This is a genomic window from Pantoea sp. OVA07A, from assembly GCF_019969975.1.
Lineage (GTDB): Bacteria > Pseudomonadota > Gammaproteobacteria > Enterobacterales > Enterobacteriaceae > Pantoea > Pantoea agglomerans.
Map to the genome: position 1 here is coordinate 366,817 of NZ_JAHXYM010000005.1, position 18,214 is coordinate 385,030.

The 18,214-nt window shown below is 47.4% G+C and carries 16 protein-coding genes, 1 other RNA gene and 3 pseudogenes; 14 read left to right on the plus strand and 6 right to left on the minus strand.

Annotated elements, in window-relative coordinates; translation table 11 throughout:
• Positions 1–26 precede the first annotated feature (26 nt).
• Complete coding sequence (gene recN, locus LC417_RS17515) at positions 27–1,688, plus strand: DNA repair protein RecN (RefSeq protein WP_223566190.1); 1,662 nt, start codon at positions 27–29, stop codon at positions 1,686–1,688.
• A gap of 186 nt (positions 1,689–1,874) precedes the next feature.
• Entirely contained in the window at positions 1,875–2,222 is a 348-nt protein-coding gene (gene bamE, locus LC417_RS17520; RefSeq protein ID WP_010672176.1) for an outer membrane protein assembly factor BamE, read from the plus strand.
• Between the two features lie 95 nt (positions 2,223–2,317).
• Here the strand turns inward: bamE and LC417_RS17525 are convergent, their stop codons facing one another.
• Positions 2,318–2,611: an RnfH family protein gene (locus LC417_RS17525; RefSeq protein ID WP_033778631.1), complete on the minus strand. Its 294-nt coding sequence runs from the start codon at positions 2,609–2,611 to the stop codon at positions 2,318–2,320.
• A complete protein-coding gene (locus LC417_RS17530) occupies positions 2,604–3,038 on the minus strand; it encodes a type II toxin-antitoxin system RatA family toxin (protein ID WP_010257692.1) in 435 nt (144 codons plus the stop codon). Before LC417_RS17530 ends, LC417_RS17525 begins: the two co-directional genes overlap by 8 nt.
• 158 nt (positions 3,039–3,196) lie before the next feature.
• Between LC417_RS17530 and smpB the strand changes: the two genes are divergently transcribed.
• From smpB to LC417_RS17555, 5 genes and pseudogenes are all read left to right on the plus strand, one after another.
• The gene (smpB, locus tag LC417_RS17535) at positions 3,197–3,679 is read left to right on the plus strand and encodes an SsrA-binding protein SmpB (RefSeq protein WP_010257694.1); all 483 of its coding nucleotides are present in this window, start codon (positions 3,197–3,199) and stop codon (positions 3,677–3,679) included.
• 43 nt (positions 3,680–3,722) lie between these two features.
• Positions 3,723–4,084, plus strand: a transfer-messenger RNA (tmRNA) gene (gene ssrA / locus LC417_RS17540).
• A gap of 180 nt (positions 4,085–4,264) precedes the next feature.
• Positions 4,265–5,405 (plus strand): annotated as a pseudogene (locus tag LC417_RS17545) (integrase domain-containing protein).
• Between the two features lie 59 nt (positions 5,406–5,464).
• Positions 5,465–8,338 (plus strand): reverse transcriptase domain-containing protein, encoded by a 2,874-nt coding sequence (locus LC417_RS17550; RefSeq protein ID WP_052271646.1) that lies wholly within the window; start codon positions 5,465–5,467, stop codon positions 8,336–8,338.
• Positions 8,331–9,029: a hypothetical protein gene (locus LC417_RS17555; RefSeq protein WP_052271645.1), complete on the plus strand. Its 699-nt coding sequence runs from the start codon at positions 8,331–8,333 to the stop codon at positions 9,027–9,029. The genes LC417_RS17550 and LC417_RS17555 overlap by 8 nt, the downstream gene beginning before the upstream one ends.
• A 263-nt stretch (positions 9,030–9,292) precedes the next feature.
• Here the strand turns inward: LC417_RS17555 and LC417_RS17560 are convergent.
• Together LC417_RS17560 and LC417_RS17565 are read right to left on the minus strand one after the other, a co-directional pair.
• A pseudogene (locus LC417_RS17560) lies at positions 9,293–9,544 on the minus strand (ogr/Delta-like zinc finger family protein).
• Complete coding sequence (locus tag LC417_RS17565) at positions 9,541–9,912, minus strand: hypothetical protein (protein ID WP_223566203.1); 372 nt, start codon at positions 9,910–9,912, stop codon at positions 9,541–9,543. Before LC417_RS17565 ends, LC417_RS17560 begins: the two are co-directional and overlap by 4 nt.
• On the opposite strand from LC417_RS17565, the pseudogene LC417_RS17570 reads away from it, so the two are divergent.
• From LC417_RS17570 to LC417_RS17600, 7 genes and pseudogenes are all read left to right on the plus strand, one after another.
• Positions 9,869–10,245: pseudogene (locus LC417_RS17570) on the plus strand (DUF5906 domain-containing protein); the annotation flags it as partial. The gene LC417_RS17565 and the pseudogene LC417_RS17570 sit on opposite strands and share 44 nt — an antisense overlap.
• A gap of 149 nt (positions 10,246–10,394) precedes the next feature.
• Positions 10,395–10,874 (plus strand): hypothetical protein, encoded by a 480-nt coding sequence (locus LC417_RS17575; protein ID WP_223566191.1) that lies wholly within the window; start codon positions 10,395–10,397, stop codon positions 10,872–10,874.
• A gap of 657 nt (positions 10,875–11,531) precedes the next feature.
• Entirely contained in the window at positions 11,532–12,362 is an 831-nt protein-coding gene (locus LC417_RS17580; RefSeq protein WP_223566192.1) for an RNase A-like domain-containing protein, read from the plus strand.
• A gap of 3 nt (positions 12,363–12,365) precedes the next feature.
• Entirely contained in the window at positions 12,366–12,668 is a 303-nt protein-coding gene (locus tag LC417_RS17585) for a contact-dependent growth inhibition system immunity protein (RefSeq protein WP_033758672.1), read from the plus strand.
• 288 nt (positions 12,669–12,956) lie between these two features.
• Positions 12,957–13,202 (plus strand): YmjA family protein, encoded by a 246-nt coding sequence (locus LC417_RS17590; protein ID WP_010672163.1) that lies wholly within the window; start codon positions 12,957–12,959, stop codon positions 13,200–13,202.
• Between the two features lie 340 nt (positions 13,203–13,542).
• Positions 13,543–14,031: a cold-shock protein gene (locus LC417_RS17595; RefSeq protein WP_010257735.1), complete on the plus strand. Its 489-nt coding sequence runs from the start codon at positions 13,543–13,545 to the stop codon at positions 14,029–14,031.
• 326 nt (positions 14,032–14,357) lie between these two features.
• Positions 14,358–15,212: a PA4780 family RIO1-like protein kinase gene (locus LC417_RS17600; RefSeq protein ID WP_010257738.1), complete on the plus strand. Its 855-nt coding sequence runs from the start codon at positions 14,358–14,360 to the stop codon at positions 15,210–15,212.
• Between the two features lie 66 nt (positions 15,213–15,278).
• Here LC417_RS17600 and mgtU read toward each other — a convergent pair whose 3' ends face one another.
• Together mgtU and mgtA are read right to left on the minus strand one after the other, a co-directional pair.
• Positions 15,279–15,365, minus strand: coding sequence for a magnesium transporter protection protein MgtU (gene mgtU, locus LC417_RS22610; protein WP_354439566.1), 87 nt, complete (start codon positions 15,363–15,365; stop codon positions 15,279–15,281).
• Between the two features lie 10 nt (positions 15,366–15,375).
• Positions 15,376–18,078, minus strand: a complete 2,703-nt coding sequence (gene mgtA / locus LC417_RS17605) for a magnesium-translocating P-type ATPase (protein ID WP_223566193.1) — start codon at positions 18,076–18,078, stop codon at positions 15,376–15,378.
• Positions 18,079–18,214 lie beyond the last annotated feature (136 nt).

Here is an 18,214-nt window from a genome sequence, read left to right on the forward strand (position 1 = left end):
ATGTGTTTATTCATACAGGTGAACCTATGCTGGCCCAACTGACCATCAGTAATTTCGCTATCGTTCGTGAGCTCGACATTGATTTTCAACGCGGCATGACAGCAATCACTGGTGAGACCGGTGCCGGTAAGTCTATCGCGATTGATGCGCTGGGATTATGTCTGGGTGGTCGTGCTGATGCCGACATGGTGCGTCAGGGTGCCAGCCGGGCCGACCTCTGCGCTCGCTTCCAGCTTAAGTCCTCCCCTTCTGCTCAGCGCTGGCTGATTGATAATCATCTGGACGATGGCAACGAATGTCTGCTGCGCCGGGTTATCAGCGCTGACGGACGTTCCCGCGGCTTTATCAATGGCACGGCGGTGCCGCTCTCTCAGCTGCGTGATCTCGGCCAGTTACTGATTCAGATCCACGGTCAGCATGCCCATCAGCTTCTGCTCAAACCAGACCACCAGAAACATCTGCTGGATGCCTATGCCGGTCACGACGATCTGCTGCAGCAAATGCGCGCCAGCTATCAGACCTGGCATCAGAGCTGCCGCACCCTGGCGCTGCATCAGCAGCAGGCGCAGGAGCGCGAATCCCGCCGCGAGTTGTTGCAGTATCAGCTGAAAGAACTGAACGACTTCGCCCCGCAGCAGGGTGAATATGAGCAGATCGACGAAGAGTACAAGCGTCTGGCCAACAGCGGACAGCTGCTGTCGACCAGCCAGCAAGCACTGCAACTGTTAGCAGACAGCGATGACAATAATCTCAACAGCCTGCTCTACAGCGCGCGTGAGATGATTTCAGAACTGACCTCGCTGGATGAGAAACTGAATGGCGTTCACAACCTGCTGGAAGAGGCGGCGATTCAGCTGAGCGAAGCCAGCGATGAGCTGCGCCACTACTGCGACAGCCTCGATCTGGATCCTAACCGCCTGTATGAACTGGAACAGCGTATTTCGCGCCAGATCGCCTTAGCCCGTAAGCATCACGTCACCCCTGAAGGGCTGCCTGAACTGCATCAGCAACTGCTGGCAGAAGCGGAACTGCTGTCTCAGCATGAGAGCGATCAGGAGAGCCTGCAATTACTGGTGGGTGAACACTATCAGGCCGCGCTGCAAAGCGCAGAGCAGCTGCACCAGCAGCGCAGCCACTATGCAGATGAGTTGCAGCTGCTGATTACCCAGAGTATGCATCTGCTCTCAATGCCGCATGGTCAGTTTAAAATCGCGCTGACCTTTAACCCGGATCAGCTGACCGCAGACGGTGCGAGCCGCGTCGATTTCCAGGTGACCACTAACCCAGGTCAGCCACTGCAGCCGCTGGGCAAAGTTGCTTCGGGCGGTGAACTGTCACGTATCGCCCTGGCGATTCAGGTGATCACCGCGAAGAAAATGGAAACGCTAGCGATGATTTTCGATGAAGTGGATGTCGGCATCAGCGGCCCGACCGCCGCCGTGGTAGGTAAGCTGTTGCGTCAGCTGGGCGAATCGACCCAGGTAATGTGCGTAACCCACCTGCCGCAGGTTGCAGGTTGTGGTCATCAGCATTTTTATGTCAGCAAAGAGACCGATGGTGCGATGACCGAGACCCATATGCAGCCACTGGACAAGCGTGCACGTCTGCAGGAACTGGCACGACTGCTGGGTGGCAGCGAGGTCACACGCAATACCCTGGCCAACGCAAAAGAACTTTTAGCCGCATAGCAGCGCACTTTTTTAACCGGCTGGGGTCATAAGCTTGCTCTGTAGAGGTTTCCAATAGCGAAAAGGTTTATTATCATCGGCACTTATGTCGCCAAAGTAATAAAGCCTGCCGCAGGCAGAGTTCAGATTTTGATGGCAAGAAAACCGCCTGTAAAAGGCGTTTGGCCCCGGAAAAGGAATGTATAGATGCGCTGTAAAACGCTGACTGCCGCGGCAGTAGTAATGTTGATGATGACCGCCGGATGTTCCACCTTAGAGCGCGTGGTCTATCGTCCTGATATCAACCAGGGTAACTATCTGGTAGCTAACGACGTAGCCAAGATCCATACCGGTATGACACAGCAACAGGTGGCTTACACCCTCGGTACGCCGATGATGAAAGACCCGTTTGGCAGCAACGTATGGTATTACGTGTTCCGTCAGGAGCCAGGTCATGAGCGCGTGAAACAGCAGACGCTGACGCTGAACTTTGATGGCAACGGTGTTCTGACTAACATCGACAATAAGCAGAATCTGGCCAGAAACAGCGACTGATTGAACGTAAGACCGTTTAAACAACAGACAGCAAAAAGGCGCACTGAGCGCCTTTTTTTATGCCCGCTATCCACTGAGCCTGACAGGATAGCGACTTATTTTTTGCTTTCTGCCGCTCGCTCTGCGCGCTGACGGCGCAGCTCTTTGGGATCGGCAATCAGCGGACGATAGATCTCAATACGATCGCCCTCATTAACCTCATCACCCAGCTTCACTGGCCGACTGTAGATGCCGACTTTGTTACTGGTGAGGTCAATCTCCCGACGCAGTTCCAGTAGTCCTGACTTTTCGATGGCCTGCTCTACCGTACTGCCCTGCTCCACTTTCACGTAAAGCTGATACTGTTTTTCAGGTAAGGCGTAGACCACCTCAACGGAGATCTCAGGCACTGTAGACCTCTTTGGCACGCTGAGTGAAAGCCTGCACCATGCTGTTGGCAAGCTCTTTGAAGATACGTCCAAAGGCCATCTCTACCAGCATGTTGGTGAATTCAAACTCCAGGCTTAATTCAACCTTGCAGGCGTCATCGCCCAGCGAGACGAACTTCCAGCCGCCGGTCAGCTTGCGGAACGGTCCATCAACCAGTTGCATATGGATGCTCTGGTTATCTGTCAGGGTATTGCGGGTGGTAAATGTCTTGCTGATGCCCGCTTTCGACACATCCACGGACGCAGTCATCTGATTATCTGACGCATCCAGCACGCGGCTTCCGGTGCAACCCGGCAGGAATTGCGGATAGGCATCCACATCATTTACAAGTTTGTACATCTGCCCGGCACTAAACGGGACCAGCGCCGAACGACTAATCTGAGCCATAATGGTTCCTGTTCATCACGAAACCGCTGAATAATAGCATTTTCAGCGATTAAACAAAAATGTCCCCGAGTGAGGGTGTGCTAGAATATCCCGTTTCCTGCCGCCCCGCTGGACTGGGGATGCGATAACCGACTAAGTGATGTAAAATACGCCGCACTATGACAAAGAAAAAAGCACACAAACCCGGTTCTGCCACTGTTGCCATGAACAAACGCGCCCGTCACGAGTACTTCATTGAAGAGGAGTACGAAGCGGGATTGTCGTTACAAGGATGGGAAGTTAAGTCACTTCGTGCTGGTAAAGCCAACATCAGCGACAGCTATATTCTGCTGCGCGATGGCGAAGCCTTTCTGTTCGGTTCAACCTTTCAACCCTTAGCCGTTGCCTCCAGTCACGTGGTCTGTGACCCGACGCGCAGCCGTAAGCTGCTGCTGAAGCAACGTGAACTCGACTCCCTGTATGGCCGCGTCAACCGCGAAGGCTACACCATCGTGGCGCTGTCGCTGTACTGGAAGAACGCCTGGTGCAAACTGAAGATTGGTGTTGCACGCGGTAAAAAAGAGCACGACAAGCGCGATGATATCAAAGACCGCGAATGGCAATTAGACAAAGCACGTATCATGAAGAATTCAAAGCGTTAAGCACTGGATTTTGAGTTGTTTTGTTGTTAGTATTTGAAGTTCTGGGGCTGATTCTGGACTCGACGGGATTGTGAAGCCTTAGGAGCATGCCGAGGGGCGGTTTGCCTCGTAAAAAGCCGCAAAAAAATAGTCGCAAACGACGAAAACTACGCACTAGCAGCTTAATAACCTGCTTAGAGCCTTCTCTCCCTAGCTTCCGCTCTTAAGACGGGGATCAAGAGAAGTCAAACCCAAAAGAGATCGCGTGGATGCCTTGCCTGGGGTTGAAGCGTTAAATCCAATCAGGCTAGTCTGTTAGTGGCGTGTCTGTTCGCAGCTAACCGGCGAATGTAAAAACTGACTAAGCATGTAGTGCCGACGGTGTAGTAATTTCGGACGCGGGTTCAACTCCCGCCAGCTCCACCAAAATTCTTGGTTGATGGTTACCAGAACCATCATCGAAGTCCTGAGAGCCCGCAAGGTGAAAGCCTTGCGGGCTTTTTTGTGTTTGTGATCTTCCGAAGAGATCCAGCCAAATCCAGTGATTATTGGTATACGGTAATATGCATCCTAAAATGTATACCAATTCACGCAGGAACACCCAGTATGGCAAGAAAAACGCGCCCTTTAACCAACACTGAAGTGCTTCGCTCAAAAGCCAATAACAAAGATATAACCCTGCATGATGCCGACGGGGTTTTTATGGTTGTAAAACCACAGGCTAGAAGCTCTAGCGTTTTCGCTACCAGAGGCCAAATAGCAGTCGTCGCACAAATCTAAGTCTTGGTTCCTACTCTACTTTAAGACTCGCTGCCGCACGTCAGATGCGTGACCAATATCTGTCGCTGTTTGCTCAAGGAATCGATCCACAACAGCAATAGGAAGAAGGCTCCGAGCAACGCCAAATCGAGTTAGATAGCATTTTCTCTGTAGTTGCTAGAAATTGGTTTCAGCTAAAAAGCAAAAGCGTTACAGTGGATTATGCGAAGGATATTTGGCGATCCTTGGAGAAAGACATTTTCCCTGTAATTGGCGAGATACCAGTGCAAGCAATTAAAGCTAGAACATTTGTTGAAGCATTGGAGCCAATCAAGGCCCGTGGGGCACTTGAAACCGTCAGACGATTAGCGCAACGGATCAATGAAATAATGATTTTGCCGTAAAAACTGGTTTAACGAACATGAACCCTGCCTCTGGAATTGGTATGACATTTGAAAAACCATCGAAAAAGCATATGCCGACGCTAAGGCCGGAAGATGTTTTTAAATTCATGCAAAGTCTGTACATGTGGAACTTGTCGGTGGTGACTCGCTGTCTTATAGAATGGCAACTGTTAACTTTAGTGCGTCCCTTGGAGGCATCTGGAACTAAATGGGACGAGATTAACTTCGAACTTAGCTTGTGGGAAATCCCAGCAGCCAGAAGGAAGGCTAAACGTGAACATTTAGTACCTCTATCCCCTCAATCAATTGAAACACTGAGAGTTATGGAGAAAATTAGTAGAAACCGAGAATATGTTTTTCCAAATAGAAATGACCCACTAAATCCAATGAATAGTCATACTGCCAACGCAGCTTTTAAAAGAATAGGCTATAACGGGGAACTAGTGGCTCATGGACTACGTTCAATCGCTAGTACAACAATCAATGAAGCTGAGTTTAATTCATATGTGATTGAGTCAGCTTTAGCTCACATAGATAAACATGAAGTTCGACGTGCGTATAATAGGTCAATTTACTTTGACTAACGAGTTACCCTAATGAATTGGTGGGGTATTTTTGTGAAAGAAAACATGGATAATCGAAAATGATAACCAAAGAACTTGTACTTACCGCTTTTAACTCTCTTAAAAATTATGCTTACTATGAAAATCTTAATTTCTTCTTAAAAGCTGAAGTTGCATTATTTGAAAATAGAGACTTTGATAATTGCATTCAGTTAATAACGGATTATTTAATTGAGCCAAAAGAAGACGTTTTTCAACATTGGCTTGAAGGCATAAGAGTAGAGATCTTACCAAAAAAAATAACCAGCCCTCTTGATGTAAAACAAAATGACAAATCTTTATTCTTAAATAATAAAAAAACAGCTGAACACTACACTATAAATTCCGTCAATTACTTAATTTCAGCACCAATTGAGATATATATTATAGAAACTCTTTGGTCAATAATTGTAGGATCGATGCTTGATGAAGAAATGACAGATTCCAGTTATGGAAATCGAGTATCAGAATTCATTATTGAATTAAGAAAAAAACTCAGTTTTGAACGAGTTAATAACGCCAAAAACATATTCAGTATATATATTGAAAATTATAACAAATGGCGTGATCGGGCAATCGAAAAAGCAATACAAGAAGTCGAAGAAAATGATAAAGATGTAGCAATCCTTTCACTTGATCTAAAAGGGTTTTATTATAACATTAAAATTGACTTTTCAAAAATATCCAAGTTCATTGATAAAAGTCAAGTTAATGAGCTTTTAGAATTGTCTCACTTCCTAAATAATAAGCTTGAAGAAATTCATGATAAATACAACTCAATTATTTCTGATGACTTATCAATCACACATCCTCATTTAGAACATGGAGGTATACCCATTGGATTTACTTCTTCTGCAATTCTTGCAAATTGGCACATGATTAATTTTGATGAGGATATATTAAAGCTGTTAAAGCCTTCATATTATGGTCGTTATGTCGACGATATTCTGTTCGTATTCACATCTCCTGAAATAGGAGAAGATAATTATGGGAATGAAGTATCTCATTTCATCAAAGAGACACTTAGTGATTTCATTGAGAAAAACAACCATGATAGCAATGAATTAAATTTAACAGAAAAATATCATTCATTGCCAATTCAGAAAGACAAATTAATTTTTCACTTCTTTAGTAAAGAGCACAGCCTTGCGGGACTTAAAGTATTTAAACAGGAAATAGAGAATAGAAGCAGCGCATTCAGATTCCTTCCTGATGAACACATTACAAGTGAACTAGACAGATTTGCCTATGATATCATGTATGATGGTTCTGCAAACAAGTTCAGAAGCATTGTAGGAATGGCTGAAAATGAAACCGAGCTGTCAAAGTATTTGTCGTCTCATATTATAGCTCATCGTTTGTGCAAGACACCGTCTGATGAAAATACACTTGAACAAATCAGCCTTTTTTTCAAAGGTGAAAATGCTCTTCGTTTTAGCAGGCTATGGGAAAAAGTTTTATCCTATACTCTTATAACAAAAAAATATGAGTTTACCGTTTCATTTTATAATTACATAAAGAAAACAATATCTAAAGCAAAATGGAATAATGGGGACGAAAATTTAACGCTTAAACTTCAAGATGCTTTACATAATTACATCGATATTTCTCTTTCGCTTAATTTAGCTCTATTAGACCAAAAATTATTATTCAAAAAGAAGAAAACTAAAGACATTAACTTATCGTGCATAGCAAATATAGCTGAAGAAAACCAAATTATTGGGAATTTAGTTAAGCAATTTAGATATAGTAACTTAATTAGGCATAACCTTGTATCTTGGCCTTTAGCAAATTACACCAGCTATACTGGAGATCTGACTGATGAAGTTGCTTTTTTAAAAATAGGAAAGCTTAAGTTAAGCAAACGAAAAAAAAGGACATCACCTAGATACATTAACCATGATGAATATCAGCTATTCCATTTGATTGATGCAATCAACACCAACACTCTAAGTGTTTTCACTGAGCAAAACAGCTATCACAAAAATAACTGTGAGGTCAAGCCATTCAAAAAAAAACCAGCAATAAAGATTAAAGTTAAAAGCCCAGAAAAATCTAAAAAAATAAAAATAGCCTTGGCAAACATTAAAGTTGATAGATCCTCAATAGAAGATGCATGTCGTGAAGACCGTAATCCAAACCTTAGCTATGAAAGACAAAAAAATCTTTACAAAGTACTGAACTCTGCGAATGAAGAAGATGCGGACATTTTACTACTTCCTGAGCTTTCAATACCTGTATCATGGCTTCCTTTCATGGCGGCTCATTCCAGAAGAAAGCAAATAGCTTTGATATTTGGATTAGAGCACTGGGTCATTAATGGAATCGCCTATAATATTATAGTTGAATGTTTACCATACACCTCAGAGAATAAATTCAAATCCAGCCTTCTCGTTTTCAGAATTAAGAATCATTATGCTCCTGGTGAAATTGATATACTAAATTCATTTAGGCTCGGCATTGGCTCTCCACACGAAGAAAATCACAAGTACCACTTAATAAAATGGAAAGGCATCACCTTTGCGACTTATAATTGTTTCGAGCTAGCAAATATTAAGCACAGAGCTTTATTCCGCTCTCAAATTGATATTTTGTTCGCTTGCGTCTGGAATAAAGACACCAAGTATTATCAGCATATCACTGAATCAGCAGCCAGAGACTTGCACTGTTACGTCGCACAAGCCAATACATCTCATTACGGTGGCTCATGTGTATTACAGCCTACTAAAAGTGATATTTCTAATAAAATTTATGTGAAGGGTGGTGAAAACAATTGTATTTTGACCACTACATTAGATATCACATCTCTTCGAGAAGCCCAATATCGTTCCTCCAGAGTAATTAATGACATTATCAAACCTAACCCCCCCGGTTTTGATCACGGAAAACTTTTAAAGAGAAGCACAGATGAATAATTTTCTTGATACACTTCTTACATCTACTGTAGCTCTTGCTGCTATCGGCGCCACCTGTAAGATTTTTTTACAACACATAGACAAACGAGAACTAGAGTCTTTTAAGTTAAAAATAAAGAATGAGAGCGACAGGCTCATATTAATAAGAAACCATGAGATAGAGAAAACAAATAAAACAGCAATTGAACTAGGTCGCTGGAGCAACACATTACTTAGCGCTACAAATGGATACATCGGCAGGCTGAAATACATTAAATCCAACACGCCTGACATTAATGATGATTACTTATTAAAAAGCACTCGATTTTATATTGCTCAATACTTGTGCTGGGAGCAAATATATAGAAAAAGCAGAGACACCACTTTACTTTCGCCAGTCAACGATGAGGTATTAATTGGTGATTTAATGAAGAACATATCTATAGTTATGAGAAAGCATGATTCTAACCACCCATCACTAAGGTCTTTGGAGCAAAGTTATATTGGCGAAAAGATGATGCATGATAACAAATGCATTGGGTACTCTGAATATATGGAGTCATCTCTGACACTCGATCTTACTGTGTTAAATAAATTTTCCGATTCAATTTTAGGAAAGAATGATCTCACACTTATAGACGCCCTTATATGTCATCTAGAAAAACTACAATCTCATTTCAAGGCGGTATTAATAAAATCGCAAAACCCCTAAACTCATTATAACTCTTAATGCGCGCAATGCTATCCCCGCCACGCCTGCCTGCTTTATGCATTGCTTTTCATGCAGGTGCATTATGTAGGCCGCGCCGCGCCCTGTATGGCCTGAACTGGGGAAAGTGGTACATGATTTTGCATGCAGATCCATGCGCGCTATACATGCACGGCTCTTTATAAAGCGGCTTGCCAGAAAAAGGGCTTCAGAAAGATCCGGGACAGGCATAAAAAAGCCACTGATCGTGCAGCGGCTATGCGGGATTAATGAACTTGGCGGAATGCAGAACCATAGCGGCCCAGCGTCTGACATTCTCTTACTGGTTCCGGTGGTGCTTCCGGTACTTTTTCCGGCTGCGGCGGTGCGGTGATCACCTTTGTGATGCTCTCATTCGTCTTGAATGTGCATGAACAGTCCAGGTTAGTGCACTGGTGAGAACGCTCTTTCACCTATTCGGACATATAGCGGCTCGACTTGGTGTGCGCCGCACTTTTGCAGTATGGACAGTGCATCATTTCCGGCTGCCCTCATCAAGCTTTGCACGCTGCGTCCGGATTAGTTCAGCCTGCTTATGGCGGCGCATGGGCTGACAATAAAGCTCCATATCGACTCCCGTCAGTGCCGGTCGATGCAGGCCGATATTCTCCAGCAGCGGAGCCTCATTTAGTATGCTGTCCGGCAGAACCACAGCCGCCCGCGTCAGCGCTTCAACAACCAGATAAGCTACATCTTTAATCCGGTCCCGGTCGTCACCAGCAAAGGTCGGTGACAGTTCTTCACGGCGGATACTCAGCTTAATTGCCCACAACAGCGACGGACTCACGTTAAGCAGGGCTGCCGGCCTCGGCGGCAGCGGCAAGAGCTTGATAGCCTCAATAGACACCCTGCAGGCTGGATAAGATAAGACAACACCACGACAGCTGCCATTGACACGCTGACATCATCCCGCGAGCGCGCTAGGGTGGTGGTCTTCTCGCTGATTATTTTGTCTGACCAGGAGAAATGGAGAGGCGATGGCGCAGGCATCAAGGCGGTTACTGACGGTGATGCGGTGACAATCGACCCGAAATACCGTGACTTCTACTCAACACACATCCCGGCGGTGATTCTGGCGGTAAACAACAATCCGGTGCGCTTCAGCGATCATAGCGGTGGCCTTTCGCGCAATCGGGTGATCTTAAAGCTCCCGGAAGTTATACCAGCAAAAGAGCGAGACCACGCATGACAACAAGCTCAGCTTAGAGCAAGAAGCATACATAACGTTATCTTTAATGTACTTCGTAGATTAGTAATTAAACTATTTCTCATGCATGCCGATACTGATCGAGAAAAAATAAATTTTGATTTTAAAAAAGGAAATTTGAGTTGAAAAAAATTACAGGAATCGCTGTTTTATGTCTGGCGCTGTTGGGATGCAGCTCTGTACCTTCAGAAAACAGAACGCTTTACCTGAAAACGGAAATGCAATCATCAGTTTCAGGACAAAATGGTGCAACCGTGACAGCAGATAACTTTCTGAAAAAAGAAAAAACTCGCAACTTTGTACTGTATGCACTCCGTCCATTGCCTGGAAAAAAATTCAGCTCCGAGCTGGAAAGAAAATTTATAGCAGTGACGATGTATATCGATTTGTCCCCTGGTACAATAAAAAGAACTGCCGAGGTTAGTGGTGAGATAAATTACTATGATCATGAGCGATATGAAAATGCTCGCCTGGTAGGAGACAGTGTCAAAACAATATCTTTTGCACACCAGACTGTTTCGTTGACACTCAACAAGCCAGTATCAATTGTACTACCGCAGCATATTCATTACTCCATCATGTTGACGGACAGTCAACCTTAAACATGGCCATATTTTCATTACAAATGTGTAATTCCCTCACATCAACCGGCTTATGCCGGTTTTTAAATCTGTACAAAGTGATTACCCTTAGTGCACACTTGTATACACCCAGCCTTAAATCCTTTACTACCTAATCGTTTAGATTTAATAAGCAAAAAAATACTGAATAGTGTGAACATTTATTCCTAAAACCATTTTATTTTGATTATAGGCTGGCTGTTGATTATCCTAGCAAAGCCGTTCCGGGGTATGTGATCCAATAATAGGTACACTTTTAGGCACTCGAAAAAAGTTTAATCAAAAAAACCTGTTATTACATTAGGTTGTAAAACCTATTCAGATTCCGCCAGCAAATTCGCAAGATAAAAATCTTGCGGCCTTTCCTGTGTCTGCGATCTTCCTTAAAACATACCTCCTGACTGACGCAATGCCCACTTCATCGTCTGACTAACTTCATAAACTAATAAAACCAGCTTGCACTTGCTATATGAGTTAATCCCTATAGTTAGTGACCTAAGTATATTATTTTAAAAATAAATAATGAATAATTCAGATAACGAAGTTTTAAAGAAACAGTGTTTATTTAAGGTAGGTCTGATCAAAGCACCTACCTGCCTGATTTCAAAAGGATGTCGTTCACACAGATGGAGTTGAATCATGGATGATGGGTTAAAAATAGTATTGTCTCCTGTCCAGCTGGCTGCTGCACTTTCTGATAACTCAGTTACCGAATCTGAAACAATGTCTAACCGTCTTATGGGCGGGCTGGGGCTGATAATGGGTACGCTGGAGCTTGCCGGGGCAACTGCGCTTTGTATGGCACCCGAGCCTACAGGCTTAACAAAGGCGGCCTGCATCGTTGTTGGCACGCACAGCATGGACAGTATTAATACCGCAGCAAATCAGGTTCTGAGCGGCAAGAATGTTCGTAGTGCAACATATCGCGCCGCCATTGAGATGGCGAAACAGTTTGGTGCTGATGAAGATACTGCCTGGAAGGTAGGTTTGACCTTCGATGTTGCTGTACCTGTTACTCTTTCTCTGGGGGCTGGAGCAGTTAGAGTTGCAGCCATTCGGACAGGACGCATCAAACTTATTCAACATGAATCAGTAACTGGTCACACGCCCGGAGGCCATGCAATTTTAAAGCATATTGGTAAAACACAGCATGAATTAGCAGCCCGGTTAAAAAGCACAGAAAATATGGCTCGCCCGCCAAATGCCATTAGCTCTTTCACCAATATAGATCTGGCCGAAAAGTCAGTATCCGATGCCATAAAAGTAAATAAAGAGTGGATAAAGATTTGGGCGGCAAGCAGACCAGGACATAATTTAAATATCAAATATGACACCGGGAAAGCCATTGGTTACTCCCTGTTCAGGGGTAGTCAAAAACTGACTCCGGCAACGAAAGTCAAAGTTGTTCTTAAATATGAATTGTACAACGGCAAGCCTTACTATATTCTGACTGCATTCCCGGAGGTGTAAATTATGCTACTCACTACTAATATAGATATTCTGATTGAAGGGACATTAAATCAGGACTTTGACTTTATTACAGGTGCTGACACCATTGATGAAGCTATTGATATTTACACAGCTGAATTAACACTCCAGGATCGTGAAGATCTAAAAAAAGAAGTGATGAACCTTCTGACATATGATGATGAAATGATTAAATCAGAGTTCAGAGACAGGTATATTAACGCCTTTGCACCGGAAGATGGTAAAGGGTTGCTTCTGCGAATACTTGAAAGCATCAACAAGCATAGTGACCATGGCAATCCCTTATAAACGAGCATTGGTGTTCGATGGAGGGTTACCAGAACTTCATCGAACTCCTCAAAGCCCGCGAGATAAACGTACTGCGGGCTTTTTGTGTCTGTGCAGCCCTGCGGCCTTCCGTGCGAATGCGCTTCAGGCATGTCTATCAACATTTTCTGCAACGTCATTACTATACCTCCTTCCGCCCTCCCCACTCCCCCTTTACAGCCCCAACCCAAACACGAAATAATACCCCTCTACGCCGGGCCACAACGCCCTGCCAACGCTTAAACCTAAACTCAACTCTGCGGACACCCTATGAATAACGAAATCTCTCTCAAATACTATGATGTCGCAGATGAGTATGCGACGGAGTCCGCTAAGCCAGTGAGCGAAGCTGAACGTACCCCACTGGCGCATTACTTCCAGCTGCTGATCACCCGTCTGATGAACAACGAAGAGATCAGTGAAGAGTCGCAGCAGGATATGGCGCGTGAAGCGGGTATCGATGAGCAGCGTATTGATGAAATTGCCGAGTTCCTGAACCGCTGGGGCAACGAGTAACAGACGCTCACCGGCAGACGAGCTTTGCGCAGTTTGCCGGTAATCTGCCTGACTCAACAACCTGATTCGACACAGCGCCGGTATCCCCGTAACAACGCGCAGTGCTGACAGCCACGTGTATCACGTGGCTGATGTCCGTTCCCTGCCCTACCGACCCATCTTCGTTTTTATCTGCCGCTACACACACTCCATCACACACGCTTTCATCTGCCACAAAGCCCCCTTCCGCCGCTCACCCTCTGGCGCACCTGAAAATTATCATCCAGACTTATATAGTCTGCGCAGGCATTGTGTTTTACACTGCGCGCTGTAAAAAACTGAGTAGATTAAGCAGGCAAAAATGGCGATGAACGGAACGATCACAACCTGGTTTGAAGATAAAGGTTTTGGCTTTATCAAAGATGAAAACGGTGATAACCGCTATTTTCATGTGATTAAGGTCGCCAATCCTGATCTGATCAAGAAAGATGCGGCGGTGACGTTTGAACCCACCACCAACAACAAGGGCTTATCCGCCTATGCGGTGAAGGTCGCGCCGACAAGCAAATACATCTATATCGCAGGCGAGCGGCTCAAGATCACCTCGATTAAGTCTTATCTGGTCTACAACGAAGAAGTCCCGGTTGATGCCGGTGTCGATAAAGAGAACGCGGTGTTGTCAGTGGGCCTGTTGCTGAATAATATCCGGCCGAAAACTGACCCGAACGCCAATGAGATGCGCTCGCTGAAAAAGCTGGCGGTCACCACCTTCCAGGGTACGACACTGATCTTCTCTGAAGACGAGATCGACATTGAAAGCACGGTTAAAGTGCTTAAAGGCCTGAAGTAATCCCGCAGGCGGGCCGAAATCCTGTTGGCAGGATTTCGGCCTTCAGCCTCCTGCCAGCCTGCTATTCAGGCACATTTCTCTGACACGAAATCCCCGCCCACAGGGCTGATACATGACAAAGCGCTCCTCTGGCGGATAAAACCGCACTGCACTCCCCTCTAATCCATTGTTTATGATAAAACAAAGGTCAAAAGCGCAGCTCATCAAGGTTCATCCCCACAAAGCGACTTTCCAGGGTAGAATTAGAAACTTTGTTCAGTCATTGCCAATGTTTTCCATCATCGCAAAGTGATACGAAAAGCGGGTGAAATAAGGTATAAAGCCGCATGAAAATCCCAAACAGAATCCAGCCCCTGGTCGATGACGGCCTGATTGACGATGTCCTGCAGCGGCTGAAAAGCGGCAAAGAAGCAGACGTCTATACCGTGCTATGCGGCGGCAAGGTGCAGTGCGCCAAAGTCTATAAAGAAGCGACCCAGCGTAGCTTCAAGCAGGCCGTGCAGTATCAGGAAGGCCGTAAAACCCGTAACAGCCGTAACGCCCGCGCCATGCAGAAAGGCACAAAGTTCGGCCGTAAGCAGCAGGAAGAGTCCTGGCAGACCGCCGAAGTAGATGCCCTGTTCCGCCTGGCGAACGCCGGTGTTCGCGTGCCGCAGCCTTATCTCTGCATCGACGGTGTGTTACTGATGGAACTGGTGACCGATGCCAATGGCTCGGTCGCGCCACGGCTCAGCGATGTCTCTCTGTCTGAAGAGCAGGCGGTGACGGATTTCCACACCATGATCCGCAACATCGTCCGTATGCTCTGTGCCGGTATCGTTCACGGTGACTTATCCGAGTTCAACGTACTGCTGGATGACCAGGGCCCGGTGATTATCGACCTGCCACAGGCGGTCGATGCGGCGGCCAATAACCATGCCGAGTCGATGTTCGAACGTGACGTGGACAACATCACCTCCTACTACGGTCAGTTCGCTCCGCAGCTGTTGAAGACGCGCTACGCCAAAGAGATCTGGCTGCTCTATGAAGATGGTAAACTCACCCCGGAAACACCGCTTACCGGGAAGTTTGTGGAAGAGGAGCGCGTAGTCGATATGGATTCTCTGATGGATGAGATCATCACGGCAGAAGATGAATATTACGAGCGCCAGCGCGCCAGCCGTGAGCGCGACGAAGAGTAACTGCCTCAATAAAAAAGGCAGCGAGTCGCCTCGCTGCCTCTCAATTACCGCACTATCACAACGTCATCACCGCACGATGACCGTCAGCGCAATCAGAGTTAAGCCGATGATCATCACGCCGACAAATACCGTATCGAGCCTGCTTTTTTTCATCTTCCCCTCCCTAGAACCACTGACCAAAGCGACGGATATAGAAACGCTTCATGCCCTGCGCCACCAGGCAGTAGCTGAACAGCGTAAGCACCAGCCACGGGAAATATTGCCATGGCAGTGGCACCAGACCGACCATCGCACCCAGCGGGGAGAACGGGATCAGGATGCCCAGCGCCATCACCGCCAGCGTAGTCAGCATCACCGGTAAGGTGGCGCGGCTCTGAATAAACGGAATCTTCCGGGTACGCAGCATATGCACTACCAGCGTCTGTGACAGCAGCCCCTCAATAAACCAGCCGGACTGGAACAGCGACTGCACGCCTGCATGGTTAGCGCCGAAAACAAACCACATCAGCGCAAAGGTGGTGACGTCAAAAATTGACGAGGTCGGGCCCATCCACAGCATGAAGCGTTTGATGTTGCCGGCATCCCATTTACGCGGCTTATTCAGAAACTCACGGTCAACCTTGTCCCACGGCAGCGCCAGCTGGGAAACGTCATACATCAGGTTCTGAATCAGCAGATGAATCGACAGCATCGGCAGAAACGGAATAAAGGCACTGGCCACCAGCAGCGAGAAAACGTTGCCGAAGTTGGAGCTGGCGGTCATGTTGAGATACTTGATGATGTTGCCAAAGGTCTCGCGTCCTTTGAGTACACCCTCATTCAGCACCTGTAAATCTTTCTCCAGCAGGATGATATCCGATGAGGCTTTCGCCACATCTGCCGCGCTGTCCACGGAAATCCCGGTGTCAGCCGCCCGCAGCGCAGGCGCGTCATTAATGCCATCGCCCAGGAACCCGACGGTGTGACCGTTCTGCTGCATCAGCCGCACCAGACGGGATTTTTGCAGCGGCGTCAGCTGAGCAAACAGGGTGCAGCGTTCTGCTTCCTGCGCCAGCTCATCATCGTTCATCGCCTCAATCTGATCGCCGGTCAGCATCGCCGGATCGGTCAGCCCGACATCGGCACAGACCCGCAGCGTCACCAGCGGATTGTCACCGGTCAGCACTTTCACCGTCACACCGCTGTCACGCAGGGCTTTAATCGCTTTGCCCGCGCTGGCTTTAGGTGGATCGCGGAAGGTCAGCATTCCCTGGATAATCAGATCGCGCTCATCACTGTCGCTGAGCGGCGCGTGCAGCTCGCCATCACGGGTTGCCACCAGCAGCACGCGATAGCCCTGCTGATGATAGTGTTCGGTCTGCGCCAGCAGCGCCGCGCGCTGTTCTGCATCCAGTGCGACCACCGTGTCGCCCTGCCGCACGGCAATGCTGACGGCCAGCATCTCTTCCACTGCGCCTTTACAGATCAGTTGTGAACGATGCTGAGTCAGATCTTCCACCAGCACCGACACCCGACGGCGGGTAAAATCAAACGGCAGCTCATCGATCAGCTGGAACTGGCTGCGCTGAGACTGTGAAATGACCTTGTCGCCCGCGCAGAGTAAGGCGCGATCCATCAGGTTTTTCGCGCCACTCTGGCTGCCGCTGTTGAGCCATGCCAGCAGCAGCACCTGTGCATCTTCGTTGCCCCGCGCATCCAGATGATGCGCCAGCAGGATGGTGTCCTGGGTCAGCGTGCCGGTTTTATCGGTGCAGAGCACATCCATCGCGCCGAGGTTCTGAATGGCGTTGAGCTTTTTAACGATTACTTTGCGACGTGACATCGCAATCGCGCCCTTAGCCAGGTTGGCGCTGACAATCATCGGCAGCATTTCCGGGGTCAGCCCGACCGCGACGGCCAGTGCAAACAGCGTGGCATCCATCCAGTCGCCTTTGGTGAAGCCGTTAATCAGCAGCACCACCGGAACCATCACCAGCATAAAGCGGATCAGCAGCTTGCTGACGCTGTTCACCCCGCGGTCAAAGGCGGTCTGCGGACGGCTTCCGGTCAGCGATGAGGCCAGGGAGCCGAACCAGGTTTCGCCGCCCGTCGCTACCACGACTGCGCTGGCTGTGCCGCTGGCCACGCTGGTGCCCATCAGGCAGATATTCGGTGATGCCAGCCGCTCCTGAGCGGTCTGACCTCCGGCATCGATACCCGCATCGCAGCTCTGTTTCTCAACCGGCAGCGACTCGCCGGTCAGTACTGCTTCACTGATAAACAGATTACGTGAACTCAGCAGACGGACATCGGCAGGCACCTGATCGCCGGTGCTGAGCAGAATGATATCGCCTGGCACCAGTTCGCTCATATCCACATCCTGACGCTGCGCGGTTTCGCTGCCTGGCTCACGGCGCAACACGGTGACCTGGCTACGCACCAGTGACTTCAGAGCCTGCGCCGCACGGTTAGTGCGAAACTCCTGCCAGAAGCGCAGCAGCCCGCTCAGCATCACCATGGTGAAGATGATGATGACGCCGGAGAGATCGGTCTCCTGACCGGCACGCAGCGGCAGAATATAGTCGGTAAACAGGCTCACCAGCGCCAGGACCAGTAATACGTAGATAAACGGGTTATTAAACGCCATCAGTAGCTGAATCAGCGCGGGTGGCGCTTTCTCATGCGCCACTTCATTACGGCCATACAAAGCCAGTCGTTTCGCCGCCTCAGCCTGGGTCAGGCCCTGACGCTGACTGCGCAGGTTCGCCAGCGTCATATCAATGTGCTGTTCTGCCTGCTGCGCCACAGCAAACATTTTTTTACTTTTTTTATCATTACGGTTGCCGGATGAAGTGATCGCAACCTGTTCCAGTTTCATGTCGCTCATTTCGACATCTCCCTGATTTAAAGCAATAGTTGTCCTGCACGGGAAATAACGTGCATGGATAAAACCTGGCGTGGCCGGGTTATTTAATGGGGTGACTTTCAGAAACAGTCAGGTTATTCCGCCGGCGCGCTAAATA